Origin of the sequence: Pseudomonas fitomaticsae (assembly GCF_021018765.1) — a bacterium.
In the GTDB taxonomy this organism is placed as follows: Bacteria; Pseudomonadota; Gammaproteobacteria; order Pseudomonadales; family Pseudomonadaceae; genus Aquipseudomonas; species Aquipseudomonas fitomaticsae.
This window is the reverse complement of record NZ_CP075567.1, coordinates 6144211-6159616: the sequence shown is the minus strand read 5'-3', so window position 1 is coordinate 6159616 and position 15406 is coordinate 6144211. Positions and strand designations below refer to the sequence as shown.

Below are 15406 nucleotides of genomic sequence, written 5' to 3'. Positions count from 1 at the left end.
AAGGATGCGAGCCGATTATGCACCTGAGCCGGCGCGACGGCGCACTCGATCTGCTCAAGTGGCTGGCGCTGCTGAGCATGCTGCTCGATCACCTGCGATATGTCGGGATCAGCGCCGATTGGCTGTATGTGCCGGGACGGCTGGCGTTCCCGTGGTTCTGCCTGGCGATGGCGGCGAATCTGGCGCGGGACGGCGCGCGCAAGACCGAATGGCGCTATCTGGGCTGGTTGCTGCTGTTCAGCGCTGTGAGTGAAATTCCCTACCGTTTGTACATTCCCGAACCCGACACCTTGAATGTGATGCCCACGCTGGCGCTGGGCTTGCTGGTGGCGCGGGGCTGGCAGGATCCAGCGCTGATTTCACGACTGCTGGCCATCAGCGCATTACTGATGGCAGCGCTGTTCCCGGAGCGACTGATGTTCGGTCTGTTCGGCGTCCTGCTGCCACTGGCGATGTTGCTGGTGTTTCGTCGGCCCTGGTATTTCAGCCTGCTGCCGGGACTGCTGTGTCTGGCGGCGAATCAATGGCGGGTGCTCTTCGAATCCGCGCAGTTTGGCAACTTGGTAGCCATCCTCGGGATTGCGACCTGCCTGATGGCGCCACTGCTCGGAATGTTCCTGTTGCGACATGCGCGACATCTTCAGCCGCCCCCGATGAGGCGCTGGGCGTATGCCCTTTATCCCGTACATTTCCTCCTGTTGGTCGCAATACGCACGGCTTGCCTATAACCCTGTGGGAGTGGGCTTGCCCGTGAATGCGCCGGGTCAGACAGCAATGATGTCGACTGACACTCCCTCTTCGCGGGCAAGCCCGCTCCCACAGGGTTCTCCAGTGTTTTCGAGATGGAGTCTGGCGAGGGCTTTTCACGCCATGTCGTAAACGCACCTTTGCGTGGCGTCCGTAGGCATTTGACCTCCCTGCGCCGGCCATACCATCGCATCAAAGGGCACTGGCTGAACGCCGTGCCTTACCGAGACGAATGGCGCACAGATGCCGCTGGGAGAGACGCGATGTTCAGCAAGCAAGACCAGATCCAGGGTTACGACGATGCACTGCTGGCGGCGATGAATGCCGAGGAGCAACGTCAGGAAGATCACATCGAGCTGATCGCGTCGGAGAACTACACCAGCAAGCGCGTCATGGAAGCGCAAGGCAGCGGCCTGACCAACAAATACGCCGAAGGCTATCCGGGCAAGCGCTACTACGGTGGCTGCGAGCACGTCGACAAGGTCGAAGCCCTGGCCATCGAACGTGCCAAGCAGCTGTTCGGCGCCGATTACGCCAACGTCCAGCCGCACTCCGGTTCCTCGGCCAACAGCGCCGTGTACCTGGCCCTGTTGCAAGCAGGCGACACCATCCTCGGCATGAGCCTGGCCCACGGTGGTCACCTGACCCACGGCGCCAAGGTTTCGTCCTCGGGCAAGCTGTACAACGCCGTGCAGTACGGCATCGACACCAAGACCGGCCTGATCGATTACGACGAAGTCGAGCGTCTGGCTGTCGAGTGCAAACCGAAAATGATCGTCGCCGGTTTCTCGGCCTACTCGAAAACCCTCGACTTCCCGCGCTTCCGTCAGATCGCTGACAAGGTCGGTGCGCTGCTGTTCGTCGATATGGCCCACGTCGCCGGTCTGGTGGCTGCCGGTCTGTACCCGAACCCGCTGCCGTACGCCGACGTGGTCACCACCACCACCCACAAGACCCTGCGCGGTCCGCGTGGCGGCCTGATCCTGGCCAAGTCCAACGAAGAAATCGAGAAGAAGCTCAACGCCGCGGTATTCCCCGGCGCCCAGGGCGGCCCGCTGATGCACGTCATCGCCGGCAAGGCCGTGTGCTTCAAGGAAGCGCTGGAGCCTGGCTTCAAGGCCTATCAGCAACAAGTGATCGACAACGCCCAGGCGATGGCGAGCGTATTTATCAAACGTGGCTACGATGTAGTGTCCGGCGGCACCGACAACCATCTGTTCCTGGTCAGCCTGATCCGCCAGGGCCTCACCGGTAAGGACGCAGACGCCGCCCTCGGTCGCGCTCACATCACCGTCAACAAGAACGCCGTACCGAACGACCCGCAGTCGCCGTTCGTGACCTCCGGCCTGCGCATCGGCACCCCGGCGGTGACCACCCGCGGCTTCAAGGTGACCCAGTGCGTGACGCTGGCCGGCTGGATCTGCGACATCCTCGACAACCTTGGCGATGCCGATGTCGAGGCCAACGTCGCCCAGCAGGTTTCGGCCCTGTGCGCTGACTTCCCGGTTTATCGCTGAGCGTTCTGGAGTACATGACTATGCAACGCTATTCGGGCTTCGGCCTCTTCAAACACTCCCTCAGCCACCACGAAAACTGGCAGCGCATGTGGCGCACGCCGACCCCGAAAAAGGTCTATGACGTGGTCATCGTCGGCGGCGGCGGGCACGGTCTGGCGACGGCCTACTATCTGGCCAAAGAGCACGGCATCACCAACGTGGCCGTGGTCGAGAAGGGCTGGCTGGGCGGCGGTAACACCGCGCGCAACACCACCATCGTTCGCTCCAACTACCTGTGGGACGAATCGGCGCACCTGTACGAACACGCGATGAAACTGTGGGAAGGCCTGTCTCAGGACCTGAACTACAACGTGATGTTCTCCCAGCGCGGCGTCTACAACCTGTGCCACACCCTGCAGGACATCCGTGATTCCGAGCGTCGGGTCAGCGCCAACCGCCTCAACGGCGTCGACGGCGAACTGCTCAACGCCAAGCAGGTCGCGGACGAAATTCCGTACCTCGATTGCTCGAAAAACACCCGCTACCCGGTGATGGGCGCAACCGTTCAGCGTCGCGGCGGCGTGGCCCGTCACGATGCCGTGGCGTGGGGCTTTGCCCGTGCCGCCGACGCCTTGGGCGTGGATCTGATCCAGCAGACCGAAGTGATCGGTTTCCGCAAGGAAAACGGCGTGTGCATCGGTGTTGAAACCAACAAGGGCTTCATCGGCGCCAAGCGCGTCGGCGTGGTCACCGCCGGTAACTCCGGGCACATGGCCAAACTCGCCGGTTTCCGTCTGCCGATCGAATCCCACCCGCTGCAAGCGCTGGTGTCCGAGCCGATCAAGCCGATTATCGACAGCGTGATCATGTCCAACGCCGTGCACGGTTACATCAGCCAGTCCGACAAGGGCGACCTGGTGATCGGCGCCGGTATCGACGGCTACAACGGCTACGGCCAGCGCGGATCGTACCCGGTGATCGAGCACACCATCCAGGCCATCGTCGAGATGTTCCCGGTGCTGTCGCGAGTGCGCATGAACCGTCAGTGGGGCGGCATCGTCGACACCACGCCGGACGCCTGCCCGATCATTTCGAAAACCCCGGTACCGAACATGTTCTTCAACTGCGGTTGGGGCACCGGCGGCTTCAAGGCAACACCTGGCTCGGGCAACGTGTTTGCCGCGAGTCTGGCCAAGGGTGAAATGCACCCGCTGGCCGCACCTTTCTCCATCGACCGTTTCCACAACGGTGCGTTGATCGACGAACACGGCGCTGCGGCTGTCGCCCACTAACAGGAGAAATCCCCATGTTGCATATCTTCTGTCCTCACTGCGGCGAACTGCGCTCCGAAGAGGAATTCCACGCATCCGGCCAGGCGCACATCCCGCGCCCTCTGGACCCTGCAAGCTGCACCGACGAGGAGTGGGGCGACTACATGTTCTTCCGCGACAACCCGCGCGGTCTGCACCACGAGTTGTGGGATCACGTCGCCGGTTGCCGCCAGTACTTCAACGTCACCCGCGACACCGTGACCTACGAGATTCTCGAAACCTACAAGATCGGCACCAAGCCGCAATTCACCGACAAGGCTGACACTGCGAAAACAGCCACGACGGCGCTGGGAGAGAAGGTATGAGCCAGACCAATCGCCTGTCCAACGGTGGACGGATCGACCGCAACAAAGTGCTGAGCTTCACCTTCAACGGCCAGACCTATAAAGGGTTTGAAGGCGACTCGCTGGCCGCAGCCCTGTTGGCCAACGGCGTCGACATCATTGGCCGCAGCTTCAAGTATTCGCGTCCGCGCGGCATCTTCGCCGCCGGTGCCGAAGAGCCGAACGCGGTGCTGCAGATCGGTGCTACCGAAGCTACCCAGATCCCTAACGTGCGCGCCACGCAACAAGCGCTGTACCAAGGCCTGGTCGCCACCAGCACCAACGGCTGGCCGAGCGTCAACAACGACATGATGGGGATTCTCGGCAAGGTCGGCGGCAAGCTGATGCCGCCGGGTTTCTACTACAAAACCTTCATGTACCCGCAATCGTTCTGGATGACTTACGAGAAGTACATTCGTAAGGCCGCAGGTTTAGGTCGTTCGCCGACCGAGAACGATCCGGACACCTACGACTACATGAACCAGCACTGCGACGTGCTGATCGTCGGCGCCGGCCCGGCCGGTCTGGCCGCTGCCCTGGCGGCTGCGCGCAGCGGTGCGCGAGTGATCATTGCCGATGAACAGGAAGAGTTCGGCGGCAGCCTGCTCGACTCCCGCGAAAGCCTCGACGGCAAGCCAGCGGTGGAGTGGGTTGCCAGTGTCGTTGCCGAATTGAAGAACACCCCGGACGTGCTGCTGTTGCCGCGCGCCACGGTCAACGGTTACCACGACCACAACTTCCTGACCATTCACGAGCGCCTCACCGATCACCTCGGCGACCGCGCGCCGATCGGTCAGGTGCGTCAGCGCATCCACCGCGTCCGCGCCAAGCGTGTGGTGCTGGCCACCGGCGCTCACGAGCGTCCGCTGGTCTACGGCAACAACGACGTGCCGGGCAACATGCTCGCCGGAGCCGTCTCGACTTACGTGCGCCGTTACGGCGTGGCACCGGGCAACAAGCTGGTGCTGTCGACCAACAACGATCACGCCTACCGCGTGGCGCTGGACTGGCTCGACGCCAGCCTGCAAGTGGTCGCCATCGCCGACGCCCGCAGCAATCCGCGTGGTGCGTTGGTGGAAGAAGCGCGCGCCAAAGGCATTCGCATCCTCACCGGCAGCGCCGTGATCGAGGCCCGTGGCAGCAAGCACGTGACCGCTGCCCGCGTGGCGGCGATCGATGTCAAAGGCCACAAGGTCACCAGCCCGGGCGAATGGCTCGACTGCGACCTGATCGCCAGCTCCGGCGGTTACAGCCCGGTGGTTCACCTGGCGTCGCACCTCGGTGGCAAGCCGATCTGGCGCGAAGACATCCTCGGTTTCGTACCGGGCGAAGCACCGCAGAAGCGCGTGTGCGTCGGTGGCATCAACGGCGTCTACGGTCTTGGCGATTCGCTGGCTGACGGTTTTGAAGGCGGCGTGCGCGCTGCGTCCGAAGCCGGGTTCCAGAGCGTCGAAGCGGTCCTGCCGAAAGCCCTGAGCCGTCTGGAAGAACCGACACTGGCGCTGTTCCAGGTGCCGCACGAAAAAGCCACCGCACGGGCGCCGAAGCAATTCGTCGATCTGCAGAACGACGTGACCGCCGCTGCCATCGAACTGGCGACCCGCGAAGGTTTTGAGTCGGTCGAGCACGTCAAACGCTACACCGCGCTGGGCTTCGGCACCGATCAGGGCAAGCTCGGCAACGTGAACGGTCTGGCGATTGCCGCCCGTTCGCTGAACGTGACCATCCCGCAGATGGGCACCACGATGTTCCGTCCGAACTACACGCCGGTGACGTTTGGCGCTGTGGCCGGCCGTCACTGCGGGCACATCTTCGAACCGGTGCGTTACACCGCGCTGCATCAATGGCACCTGAAAAACGGCGCCGAGTTCGAAGACGTCGGTCAGTGGAAACGTCCGTGGTACTTCCCGAAAAACGGCGAAGACATGCATGCCGCCGTCAAACGCGAATGCAAGGCTGTGCGCGACAGCGTCGGTCTGCTGGACGCTTCGACCCTGGGCAAGATCGACATCCAGGGCCCGGACGCCCGCGAGTTCCTCAACCGCGTGTACACCAACGCCTGGACCAAGCTCGACGTGGGCAAGGCCCGTTACGGCCTGATGTGCAAGGAAGACGGCATGGTCTTCGACGACGGTGTGACGGCGTGTCTGGCCGACAACCATTTCGTCATGACCACCACCACCGGCGGCGCGGCTCGCGTACTGCAGTGGCTGGAGCTGTACCACCAGACCGAATGGCCAGAGATGAAGGTCTACTTCACCTCCGTCACCGACCACTGGGCGACCATGACCCTGTCCGGCCCGAACAGCCGCAAGCTGCTCAGCGCCGTGACCGACATTGACCTCGCCAACGAAGCGTTCCCGTTCATGACCTGGAAAGAAGGTCTGGTCGGCGGTGTGCCGGCGCGGGTGTTCCGCATCTCGTTCACCGGTGAGCTGTCGTACGAAGTCAACGTCCAGGCCGACTACGCGATGGGCGTGCTGGAAAAAATCGTCGAGGCCGGCAAACAGTACAACCTGACCCCGTACGGCACCGAGACCATGCACGTGCTGCGGGCCGAGAAGGGCTTCATCATCGTCGGCCAGGACACCGACGGCTCGATGACCCCGGACGACCTGAACATGGGCTGGTGCGTCGGTCGCACCAAACCGTTCTCGTGGATCGGCCAGCGCGGCATGAACCGTGAAGACTGCGTGCGTGACCAGCGTAAACAGCTGGTGGGTCTGAAGCCGATCGATCCGAACGTATGGCTGCCGGAAGGTGCACAGCTGGTGTTCAACACCAAGCAGGCGATCCCGATGACCATGGTCGGCCACGTGACCTCCAGCTACGCGCACAACTCCCTCGGCTATTCGTTTGCCATGGGCGTGGTGAAGGGCGGTCTGAAGCGTCTGGGCGAGCGGGTGTTCGCACCGCTGGCCGATGGCAGCGTGATCGAGGCGGAAATCGTTTCTTCGGTGTTCTTCGATCCGAAAGGCGATCGCCAGAACATCTAATTGATCGCTCCCGCGCCTGGCGCGGGAGCGACACCGAATTCAGGAAGGGTGCTTTATGACCGCAGCCAATGTTTACCAACAACGCCCGACCACCGGGGCCAAGGCCGAGTCGTCGCTGCATCACGCCGACCTCGCCAGCCTGGTCGGCAAGGGCCGCAAGACCGCCGGTGTGACCGTGCGCGAGAAGAAACTCCTCGGCCATCTGACCATCCGTGGCGACGGCCACGATGCCGCGTTCGCTGCCGGTGTGCACAAGGCGCTGGGCATCGAATTGCCGGGCGCCCTGAGCGTGATCGTCAAAGGCGAAACCAGCCTGCAATGGATGGGCCCGGACGAATGGCTGCTGATCGTGCCAAGCGGTGAAGAATTCGCCGCCGAGCAGAAACTGCGCGAAGCGCTGGGCGATCTGCATATCGCAATCGTCAACGTCAGCGGCGGCCAGCAGCTGCTCGAATTAAGCGGCCCGAACGTGCGTCAGGTGCTGATGAAATCCACCAGCTACGACGTGCACCCGAACAACTTCCCGGTCGGCAAGGCTGTCGGCACGGTGTTCGCCAAGTCGCAGCTGATGATCCGCCACACCGCCGAAGACACCTGGGAACTGCTGATCCGTCGCAGCTTCTCGGACTACTGGTGGTTGTGGTTGCAGGATGCGTCCGCCGAATACGGCCTTAGCGTTCAGGCGTAATGATCGTTCCCACGTTGTGCGTGGGGACGAGTAGAGGAGAAAAGCAACAATGAGCCGCGCCCCGGATACATGGATTCTGACCGCCGACTGCCCCAGCGTTCTCGGCACCGTGGACGCGGTGACGCGTTTTCTGTTCGAGCAGGGTTGCTACGTGACCGAGCACCACTCGTTCGATGACCGGCTCTCGGGCCGGTTCTTCATTCGCGTGGAATTCCGTCAGCCCGACGGTTTCGACGAGCAGTCCTTCCGCGCCGGCCTCGCCGAACGTGGACAAGCCTTCGGCATGATCTTCGAGCTGACCGCGCCGAACTACCGACCAAAAGTGGTGATCATGGTCTCCAAGGCCGATCACTGCCTCAATGACTTGCTCTACCGCCAGCGCATCGGCCAGTTGTCGATGGACGTGGCGGCGGTGGTGTCGAATCACCCGGACCTCAAGCCGCTGGCCGACTGGCACCAGATTCCCTACTACCATTTCCCCCTCGACCCCAACGACAAACCGGCCCAGGAGCGGCAGGTGTGGCAGGTGATCGAGGAGGCCGGCGCCGAACTGGTGATCCTCGCCCGCTACATGCAGGTGCTGTCGCCGGAGCTGTGCCGCAAGCTCGATGGCAAGGCGATCAACATTCACCACTCGCTGCTGCCGGGTTTCAAGGGCGCCAAGCCGTACCACCAGGCCTACAACAAGGGCGTGAAACTGGTGGGCGCCACCGCGCACTACATCAACAACGACCTCGACGAGGGGCCGATCATCGCCCAGGGCGTCGAGGCGGTGGATCACAGTCATTACCCCGAAGACCTGATTGCCAAGGGCCGCGACATCGAAGGCCTGACCCTGGCCCGGGCCGTGGGGTATCACATTGAAAGAAGGGTTTTTTTGAACGCCAATCGCACGGTCGTTCTCTAGGCCGCTATCGCTGACAAGTCGAGCCGTCGAACCGCAGCTCCCACAGGGTTTTGTGTCGTTCACAAAATTGAATTCAACCAGAACCTTGTGGGAGCTGGCTTGCCAGCGATGAGGCCATAACAGGCAACACAAGAATCAGCATCTGTACCCGAGCACTTAACGCGCTGCCTGCCTGGGCGGCGCGGTTCCATAAAAACAACAGCGAGGTGAAAGCATGTCTGGCAATCGTGGTGTGGTGTATCTCGGCGCTGGCAAGGTCGAAGTACAGAAAATCGACTATCCGAAAATGCAGGATCCGCGCGGCAGGAAGATCGAGCACGGTGTCATCCTGCGTGTGGTTTCAACCAACATTTGCGGCTCCGACCAGCACATGGTTCGCGGCCGTACCACCGCTCAGGTCGGTCTGGTGCTGGGTCACGAGATCACCGGTGAAGTGATCGAGAAGGGCAGCGACGTCGAAAGCCTGAAAATCGGCGACCTGGTGTCCGTTCCGTTCAACGTGGCTTGCGGGCGCTGCCGTTCCTGCAAGGAGCAACACACCGGCGTCTGCCTGACCGTCAACCCGGCCCGCGCCGGTGGTGCCTACGGTTACGTCGACATGGGCGACTGGACCGGCGGCCAGGCCGAGTACGTGCTGGTGCCGTACGCCGACTTCAACCTGCTGAAACTGCCGGACCGCGACAAGGCCATGGAGAAAATCCGTGACCTGACCTGCCTCTCCGACATTCTGCCGACCGGTTACCACGGCGCCGTCACCGCTGGCGTTGGTCCGGGCAGCACCGTTTACATCGCGGGCGCCGGCCCGGTCGGTCTGGCCGCTGCTGCCTCCGCCCGTTTGCTCGGCGCTGCGGTGGTGATCGTCGGCGACGTCAACACCATCCGCCTGGCCCACGCCAAGGCTCAGGGTTTTGAAATCGTCGACCTGTCGAAAGACACCCCGCTGCACGAACAGATCGCCGCGCTGCTGGGCGAGCCTGAAGTGGATTGCGCGGTGGACTGCGTGGGCTTCGAAGCCCGTGGTCATGGTCACGACGGCGTCAAGTCCGAAGCCCCGGCCACCGTGCTCAACTCGCTGATGGGCGTAGTGCGCGTAGCCGGCAAGATCGGTATTCCGGGTCTGTACGTGACCGAAGATCCGGGTGCCGTGGACGCAGCCGCGAAAATGGGCAGCCTGAGCATCCGCTTCGGCCTCGGCTGGGCCAAATCCCACAGCTTCCACACCGGCCAGACTCCGGTGATGAAGTACAACCGTCAGCTGATGCAGGCGATCATGTGGGACCGCATCAACATCGCCGAAGTGGTGGGCGTGCAGGTCATCAGCCTCGACCAGGCGCCGGAAGGTTACGGCGAGTTCGATGCCGGCGTGCCGAAGAAGTTTGTGATTGATCCGCACAAGTTGTTCAGTGCGGCGTAAACAGATCCAAATGAAAAACGGCGCTTTTGAGCGCCGTTTTTTTTGATGGACAAGCAGTGGTTCGGTGCGGCAAAGACCTTATTCGGGGCGCACCTGTGCCGCCTGCATTCCTTTCTGCCCTCTTTCAGCGATAAAAGTGACTTTCTGTCCTTCTTTCAAACTTTTGAATCCATCTGACTCAATGGCTTTGAAATGAACAAAAAGGTCATCGCCTCCACTTTGTGGGGTAATGAAACCAAATCCTTTTTCATCATTGAACCATTTGACTGTACCCGCCTCTCTTTCGCCTGCCATGTTCGTGCTTCCTGTTTCTATTGATTGGTTGAAACTTCACAGTAAAAAAGCAGAAGTTTGGATGGGGTTGGGTATTTCCTCTTCTTGAACCAGTCTGATATCGACTGCATAAAACTGGCCGTTATCACCACGCACAAGGTCATAGGTCACCTTCTGCCCCTCTTTGATATGTTTGATGATCGGATCGCCCGGACTGATGCAGAAGATGAGAGAGGTATCCGGGTCAAGCTGTTCATTGCGCTGTACGCATTGCTTTTCCATCGCCGTATCTCCCATTCGAATGGCTGGCGCCTGCCTCTCGCTGTTTCCGAATCATTGATGCCTCACCACCGTATTCCAGTTCCGATGACTCGGTAACTGTCATATCTGACAGGTAAAGAAATCCTTTCGGTATCAACGCCCGTCTTTTTATGAAGGTGAGAAATAAAGGAGCGGTCCTTTGGCTGGAAGCGCGTCACGCTTCCTTCACAAACAGGATGTGAATATCCGGGTGCATGCCGGAACATGCTGCCGCCTGCCCGGTCAAACCGGCAGTTTGATCGCCTGTACCCGGGCGGTCTTCACGCCAAAAGAGGATGTCTGAATGAAGATTTCACGCGGTTTTGCCCTGGCATCGCTCCTGACCCTGGCGGCAGGGCCGGTGTTTGCCGGTTTCAGTTTGAATGACGTGGCCGGCGTGGTATCGGGCATGCAGGGCGGTGACAAGGCTGCGACGGCCGCGCCGACCTCGGAAACCGCTGGCTTGTTGAGTGCGCTGAGCGCACTGGACCTGACGCCACAACAGGCGGTGGGTGGCACCAGTGCCATGTTGGGCCTGGCGAAGAACCAATTGAGCAGCACCGATTATTCCGAACTGGCCAAGGAAGTGCCGGGTATCGACCAGTTGTCGGGTGGCGCTGGCAGTCTGGCGGCATTGAGCGGTCTGCTCGGCTCGTCGGGCAAGTCCGCCGGGCTGGAAAATGCGCTGGGCAACGTCAAGGACACCAATGACCTGAACAACGCCTTCGGTGCGTTGGGCATGGACAGCGGGATGATCGGCCAGTTTGCCCCGATCCTCCTGCAATACCTCGGTCAGCAGGGTGTCGGTGGTTCGTTGCTGCAAAGCCTGGGCAGCATCTGGGGCACCGGCACCAACGGTTGACTCAGCGGCGCTCGCCCTTGAGTTCGGCGATGCGCTGATCCTTGAGGGTCCAGAGCTGGTTGACCCAGTTCTGGACCTTCTCGCGAAACGCCGGATCGTTTTCGTAATCGCCCTGCCACAGGGCCGGATCCAGCTCGCGTGTCTGGATGTCGATGATCACGCGCGGCACGTTGCCGCTGATCAGGTCCCAGAACCCCGGAATCTTCTGCTGTGGATAAACCACGGTCACATCGAGAATCGCGTCCAGCTGTTCGCCCATCGCCGCCAGTACGAACGCCACGCCGCCCGCCTTGGGCTTGAGCAGGTGGCTGAACGGTGACTGTTGCTGAGTGCTTTTGGCTGCGGTGTAACGCGTGCCTTCCAGATAATTCACCACCGTCACCGGCTGACGCTTGAACAGCTCGCAGGCGGCTTTGGTGATTTCCAGATCCTTGCCGGCCAGTTCCGGGTTCTTCGCCAGGAACGCCTTGGTGTAGCGCTTCATGAACGGGTAATCCAGCGCCCACCAGGCCAGGCCCAGGAACGGCACCCAGATCAGCTCTTTCTTGAGGAAGAACTTGAAGAACGGCGTGCGCCGGTTGAGGGTCTGGATCAGCGCCGGGATATCGACCCAGGACTGATGGTTGCTGATCACCAGGTAAGAGGTGTCACTGCGCAGGTCTTCGCCGCCGCGAATGTCCCATTGGGTGGGGATGCACAGGTGGAAGATCAACTTGTCGATTTCCGCCCAGGTTTCGGCGATCCACATCACCGCCCACGAGGCGTAGTCGCGAAAGCGCCCCGGCAGGATCAGCTTGAGCAGGGCGAACACCATCAGCGGGCCGAACAGCACGAGGGTGTTGGACAACAGCAGCAGGGTGACGAGACAGCCGGTGAGCAGGCGGCGCATAAGCAACTCTTGGAAAACGGATGGGCGCGCCATGATAAGTGGCTTCGGCCGGCAGGCCAAATCCGCCGGTGACGAATGTTTCACCTGTGGCTGGGTATGCTGAGCTTCCTGTTCTGTATTGACTGTGCCGGCCTCTTCGCGGGCAAGCCCGCTCCCACAGGGTTGGTGTCGTACATACAATCTGTGAGCGTCGCCGTACCTGTGGGAGCGGGCTTGCCCGCGAAAGCGATTTACGGGCGAACCAATTGTTCGCTGACTGTCTAAAATCTCGCGTCTGACGCCCCCATTTCCCAAGGAAGCCCCTTACGTGAAATCCCTCCTTGCACTGCTTTCCCTTGTCGCCCTGCCGGTGCTCGCCGCCGAGCCGACCCTGTATGGTCGATACGAATACATCGCGCTGCCGGAAATCGGCGGTGAAGTACTCAAGGCCAAGATGGACACCGGCGCGCTGACTGCTTCGCTGTCCGCCAAGGACATCGAGACCTTCACCCGCGACGGCGAAGACTGGGTGCGTTTCCGCCTCGCCACCAAGGACGCCAGCAACAAGGTGTACGAGCACAAGGTCGCGCGGATCAGCAAGATCAAGAGTCGCTCGGATGAAGAAGACGAGGGCGAAAGCACCGAAGTGGCCAAGCGCCCGGTGGTCGATCTGGAGCTGTGCCTGGGCGACGTCAAGCGTACCGTGGAGGTCAACCTGACCGACCGCAGCAACTTCAACTACCCGTTGCTGATCGGTGCCAAGGCCCTGCGCGAGTTCGGCGCGGCGGTGAACCCGGCACGGCGCTTCACGGCGGACAAGCCGGACTGTTGATCGAGCGTCGTGTCTCGCAAGTGCTGTTCCTTTTTGACGGTGTCTGTTGCCGTCATGCTGCGTTGCCGCTCCTCGCCATAGCGGGCTATGACTCGTCGCGGCGCCTTGCCTGACGACAACAGCCACTCGTCAAAAAAGGAACGCATTTGTGAGACGCGACGCTGGTGGTCTCATTGACGTAACGCCGGGCTTGGGGCACCGTTCGCGCACTTAACCCACAGGCTCGGACGCCATGCCTCATATCCTGATTGTCGAAGACGAAGCGGCGATTGCCGACACGCTGATTTTTGCCTTGCAGGGCGAGGGCTTCACCACGACCTGGCTAAGCCTTGGGGCAGCGGCGCTGGAGCATCAGCGCCAGACCCCGGCGGATCTGATCATCCTCGACATTGGCCTGCCGGACATCAGTGGCTTTGAAACCTGCAAGCAATTGCGTCGTTTCAGCGAGGTGCCGGTGCTGTTCCTCAGCGCGCGCAATGCCGAAATCGATCGCGTGGTGGGCCTGGAAATCGGTGCCGATGATTACGTGGTCAAACCGTTCAGCCCACGGGAAGTGGCGGCCCGGGTCCGGGCGATTCTCAAACGCATGGCACCACGTCCGCCAGCTGACGCGTGGTCGGGAGTGTTTCGCATCGATCCCGAACGCGTACAGATCAGCTATCGCGGCCAACCGCTGAGCCTGACACGCCACGAATTCCGTCTGCTGCAATGCCTGCTCGAACAACCCGAGCGGGTGTTCAGCCGCGAGCAATTGCTCGATGCGCTGGGCGTGGCGGCGGATGCCGGTTACGAGCGCAGCATCGACAGCCATATCAAAAGCGTGCGCGCCAAATTGCGTCTGGTGCGCGCCGAGGCCGAGCCGATCCAGACTCATCGCGGCCTCGGTTACAGCTACAGCCCGGGGCACAGCTGATGTCGCTGGGACTGCGGATATTCCTGGTGTACGTGCTGTTCATCGGCCTCACCGGGTATTTCGTACTCAACACCGTGATGGAAGAAATCCGCCCCGGTGTGCGCCAATCCACCGAAGAAACCCTGGTCGATACCGCCAACCTGATGGCGGAAATCTTGCGGGACGATTTCAAGGCCGGCACCCTCAACCAGAATCGCTGGCCGGAACTGCTCCGCGCCTATGGCGAACGCCAGCCGAAGGCGACGATCTGGGGCCTGGCGAAAAACCAGGTCAACCACCGCATCTACGTCACCGACGCCAAGGGCATTGTGGTGCTGGATTCCAGCGGTGTCGCGGTCGGCCAGGACTACTCGCGCTGGAACGACGTCTACCTGACCTTGCGCGGTGAATACGGCGCACGCTCCAGCCGCAGTGACCCGAATGACCCGAACTCCTCGGTGATGCATGTCGGGGCACCGATCCGCGACAACGGCGCGATCATCGGCGTGGTCACCGTGGCCAAGCCCAACAGTTCACTGCAACCCTATGTCGATCGCACCGAACGGCGTTTGCTTGGTTATGGCGCCGGCTTGATCGGCCTCGGCCTGTTGCTGGGCGCCGTGCTGTCGTGGTGGCTGAGTCGCGCGTTGCATCGTTTGACCGTTTACGCCCAGGCGGTAAGCGAGGGCCGTCGGGTGGCGGTGCCGCACTATCGCGGCGGCGAGCTGGAGCAGTTGGCGACCGCCGTGGAACAGATGCGCACCCAGCTCGAAGGCAAGGCCTACGTCGAGCGCTATGTACACACTCTGACCCACGAACTGAAGAGTCCGCTGGCGGCCATTCGCGGTGCCGCCGAGTTGTTGCAGGGCGAGATGCAACCGGATCAGCGGTTGCGCTTCGTCGGCAATATCGACAGTGAAAGTGCCCGGATGCAGCAGTTGATCGAGCGCCTGCTGAATCTTGCCCAGGTCGAACAGCGGCAGGGCCTTGAAGAGCGCGTTGCAGTTCCGTTGGCGGCGCTGGTGAATGAGCTGCTACAGGCGCAGATGGCACGCATCGAAGGCCGGCAACTGCGGATCGAACAAACCATCGCGCCGGATCTGGCGTTGATCGGCGAGCCGTTTCTGTTGCGTCAGGCGCTGGGCAATCTGCTGGAGAACGCACTGGATTTCACCCCGTCGCACGGCCTGCTGCGCTTCGGCGCCGAGGAAATCGGCGAGCGGGTCGAGCTTCATCTGTTCAATGAAACCACGCCGATTCCCGACTATGCCTTGCCCCGCTTGAGTGAGCGTTTCTACTCTCTGCCACGTCCCGACAGCGGGCGTAAAAGCACCGGTCTCGGGCTCAACTTCGTCGAAGAGGTGGTCAAGTTGCACGGTGGTTCGATGCGCATCGGTAACGTCGAAGGTGGGGTGAAAGTCGTTCTGCAGTTGTAGTCTCCACACAAACTCCACATTCCTCCCACAAAACCCCCACA

The 15406-nt window shown here is 61.5% G+C and carries 15 protein-coding genes; 12 read left to right on the top strand and 3 right to left on the bottom strand.

The genetic code is table 11. The annotated features are described in order from the left end of the window. Positions 1-17: 17 nt before the first annotated feature. The 8 genes from KJY40_RS27990 (at position 18) to fdhA (ending at position 9902) form a co-directional block, all read left to right on the top strand. On the top strand, positions 18-728 hold the full coding sequence (locus tag KJY40_RS27990; RefSeq protein WP_230733922.1) for a TraX family protein: 711 nt from the start codon (positions 18-20) through the stop codon (positions 726-728). Positions 729-1010: 282 nt separating this feature from the next. Next, a complete protein-coding gene (gene glyA / locus KJY40_RS27985) occupies positions 1011-2264 on the top strand; it encodes a serine hydroxymethyltransferase (RefSeq protein ID WP_007959804.1) in 1254 nt (417 codons plus the stop codon). A gap of 20 nt (positions 2265-2284) precedes the next feature. Further along, positions 2285-3535 (top strand): sarcosine oxidase subunit beta, encoded by a 1251-nt coding sequence (locus KJY40_RS27980; RefSeq protein ID WP_003206307.1) that lies wholly within the window; start codon positions 2285-2287, stop codon positions 3533-3535. Between the two features lie 14 nt (positions 3536-3549). Next, entirely contained in the window at positions 3550-3879 is a 330-nt protein-coding gene (locus tag KJY40_RS27975) for a sarcosine oxidase subunit delta (protein ID WP_007959805.1), read from the top strand. Next, positions 3876-6893 carry a sarcosine oxidase subunit alpha gene (locus KJY40_RS27970; protein WP_230733921.1) on the top strand — a complete coding sequence of 1006 codons (3018 nt, stop codon included), beginning with the start codon at positions 3876-3878 and terminating at the stop codon, positions 6891-6893. The genes KJY40_RS27975 and KJY40_RS27970 overlap by 4 nt, the downstream gene beginning before the upstream one ends. 55 nt (positions 6894-6948) lie before the next feature. After that, positions 6949-7581, top strand: a complete 633-nt coding sequence (locus tag KJY40_RS27965) for a sarcosine oxidase subunit gamma (RefSeq protein ID WP_230733918.1) — start codon at positions 6949-6951, stop codon at positions 7579-7581. A 49-nt stretch (positions 7582-7630) separates the two neighbouring features. After that, positions 7631-8488 (top strand): formyltetrahydrofolate deformylase, encoded by an 858-nt coding sequence (gene purU / locus KJY40_RS27960; protein WP_007959808.1) that lies wholly within the window; start codon positions 7631-7633, stop codon positions 8486-8488. Positions 8489-8702: 214 nt separating this feature from the next. After that, on the top strand, positions 8703-9902 hold the full coding sequence (gene fdhA / locus KJY40_RS27955) for a formaldehyde dehydrogenase, glutathione-independent (protein ID WP_011336270.1): 1200 nt from the start codon (positions 8703-8705) through the stop codon (positions 9900-9902). 78 nt (positions 9903-9980) lie between these two features. Here the strand turns inward: fdhA and KJY40_RS27950 are convergent, their stop codons facing one another. Both KJY40_RS27950 and KJY40_RS27945 read right to left on the bottom strand, forming a co-directional pair. Continuing rightward, a complete protein-coding gene (locus KJY40_RS27950; RefSeq protein ID WP_230733916.1) occupies positions 9981-10196 on the bottom strand; it encodes a cold-shock protein in 216 nt (71 codons plus the stop codon). Between the two features lie 36 nt (positions 10197-10232). Beyond that, positions 10233-10457, bottom strand: coding sequence for a hypothetical protein (locus tag KJY40_RS27945; protein WP_230733914.1), 225 nt, complete (start codon positions 10455-10457; stop codon positions 10233-10235). Between the two features lie 322 nt (positions 10458-10779). Between KJY40_RS27945 and KJY40_RS27940 the strand changes: the two genes are divergently transcribed. Beyond that, on the top strand, positions 10780-11337 hold the full coding sequence (locus tag KJY40_RS27940; protein WP_230733912.1) for a DUF2780 domain-containing protein: 558 nt from the start codon (positions 10780-10782) through the stop codon (positions 11335-11337). 1 nt (position 11338) lies between these two features. Here the strand turns inward: KJY40_RS27940 and KJY40_RS27935 are convergent, their stop codons facing one another. Continuing rightward, complete coding sequence (locus KJY40_RS27935) at positions 11339-12226, bottom strand: acyltransferase (RefSeq protein WP_230733910.1); 888 nt, start codon at positions 12224-12226, stop codon at positions 11339-11341. Positions 12227-12533: 307 nt separating this feature from the next. Between KJY40_RS27935 and rloA2 the strand changes: the two genes are divergently transcribed. From rloA2 to creC, 3 genes are all read left to right on the top strand, one after another. After that, positions 12534-13037: a retropepsin-like aspartic peptidase RloA2 gene (gene rloA2, locus KJY40_RS27930; protein WP_064599935.1), complete on the top strand. Its 504-nt coding sequence runs from the start codon at positions 12534-12536 to the stop codon at positions 13035-13037. 232 nt (positions 13038-13269) lie between these two features. Continuing rightward, positions 13270-13950, top strand: coding sequence for a two-component system response regulator CreB (gene creB / locus KJY40_RS27925; protein WP_230733907.1), 681 nt, complete (start codon positions 13270-13272; stop codon positions 13948-13950). Next, a complete protein-coding gene (gene creC / locus KJY40_RS27920) occupies positions 13950-15365 on the top strand; it encodes a two-component system sensor histidine kinase CreC (RefSeq protein WP_230733905.1) in 1416 nt (471 codons plus the stop codon). Before creB ends, creC begins: the two co-directional genes overlap by 1 nt. Positions 15366-15406 lie beyond the last annotated feature (41 nt).

Excerpts from the sequence above, each read along its gene's own strand:
- KJY40_RS27990 (WP_230733922.1), top strand. The coding sequence starts at position 18 with ATGCACCTGAGCCGGCGCGACGGCGCACTCGATCTGCTCAAGTGGCTG.
- glyA (WP_007959804.1), top strand. The coding sequence starts at position 1,011 with ATGTTCAGCAAGCAAGACCAGATCCAGGGTTACGACGATGCACTGCTG.
- KJY40_RS27980 (WP_003206307.1), top strand. The coding sequence starts at position 2,285 with ATGCAACGCTATTCGGGCTTCGGCCTCTTCAAACACTCCCTCAGCCAC.
- KJY40_RS27975 (WP_007959805.1), top strand. The coding sequence starts at position 3,550 with ATGTTGCATATCTTCTGTCCTCACTGCGGCGAACTGCGCTCCGAAGAG.
- KJY40_RS27970 (WP_230733921.1), top strand. The coding sequence starts at position 3,876 with ATGAGCCAGACCAATCGCCTGTCCAACGGTGGACGGATCGACCGCAAC.
- KJY40_RS27965 (WP_230733918.1), top strand. The coding sequence starts at position 6,949 with ATGACCGCAGCCAATGTTTACCAACAACGCCCGACCACCGGGGCCAAG.
- purU (WP_007959808.1), top strand. The coding sequence starts at position 7,631 with ATGAGCCGCGCCCCGGATACATGGATTCTGACCGCCGACTGCCCCAGC.
- fdhA (WP_011336270.1), top strand. The coding sequence starts at position 8,703 with ATGTCTGGCAATCGTGGTGTGGTGTATCTCGGCGCTGGCAAGGTCGAA.
- KJY40_RS27950 (WP_230733916.1), bottom strand. The coding sequence starts at position 10,196 with ATGGCAGGCGAAAGAGAGGCGGGTACAGTCAAATGGTTCAATGATGAA.
- KJY40_RS27945 (WP_230733914.1), bottom strand. The coding sequence starts at position 10,457 with ATGGAAAAGCAATGCGTACAGCGCAATGAACAGCTTGACCCGGATACC.
- KJY40_RS27940 (WP_230733912.1), top strand. The coding sequence starts at position 10,780 with ATGAAGATTTCACGCGGTTTTGCCCTGGCATCGCTCCTGACCCTGGCG.
- KJY40_RS27935 (WP_230733910.1), bottom strand. The coding sequence starts at position 12,226 with ATGCGCCGCCTGCTCACCGGCTGTCTCGTCACCCTGCTGCTGTTGTCC.
- creB (WP_230733907.1), top strand. The coding sequence starts at position 13,270 with ATGCCTCATATCCTGATTGTCGAAGACGAAGCGGCGATTGCCGACACG.
- creC (WP_230733905.1), top strand. The coding sequence starts at position 13,950 with ATGTCGCTGGGACTGCGGATATTCCTGGTGTACGTGCTGTTCATCGGC.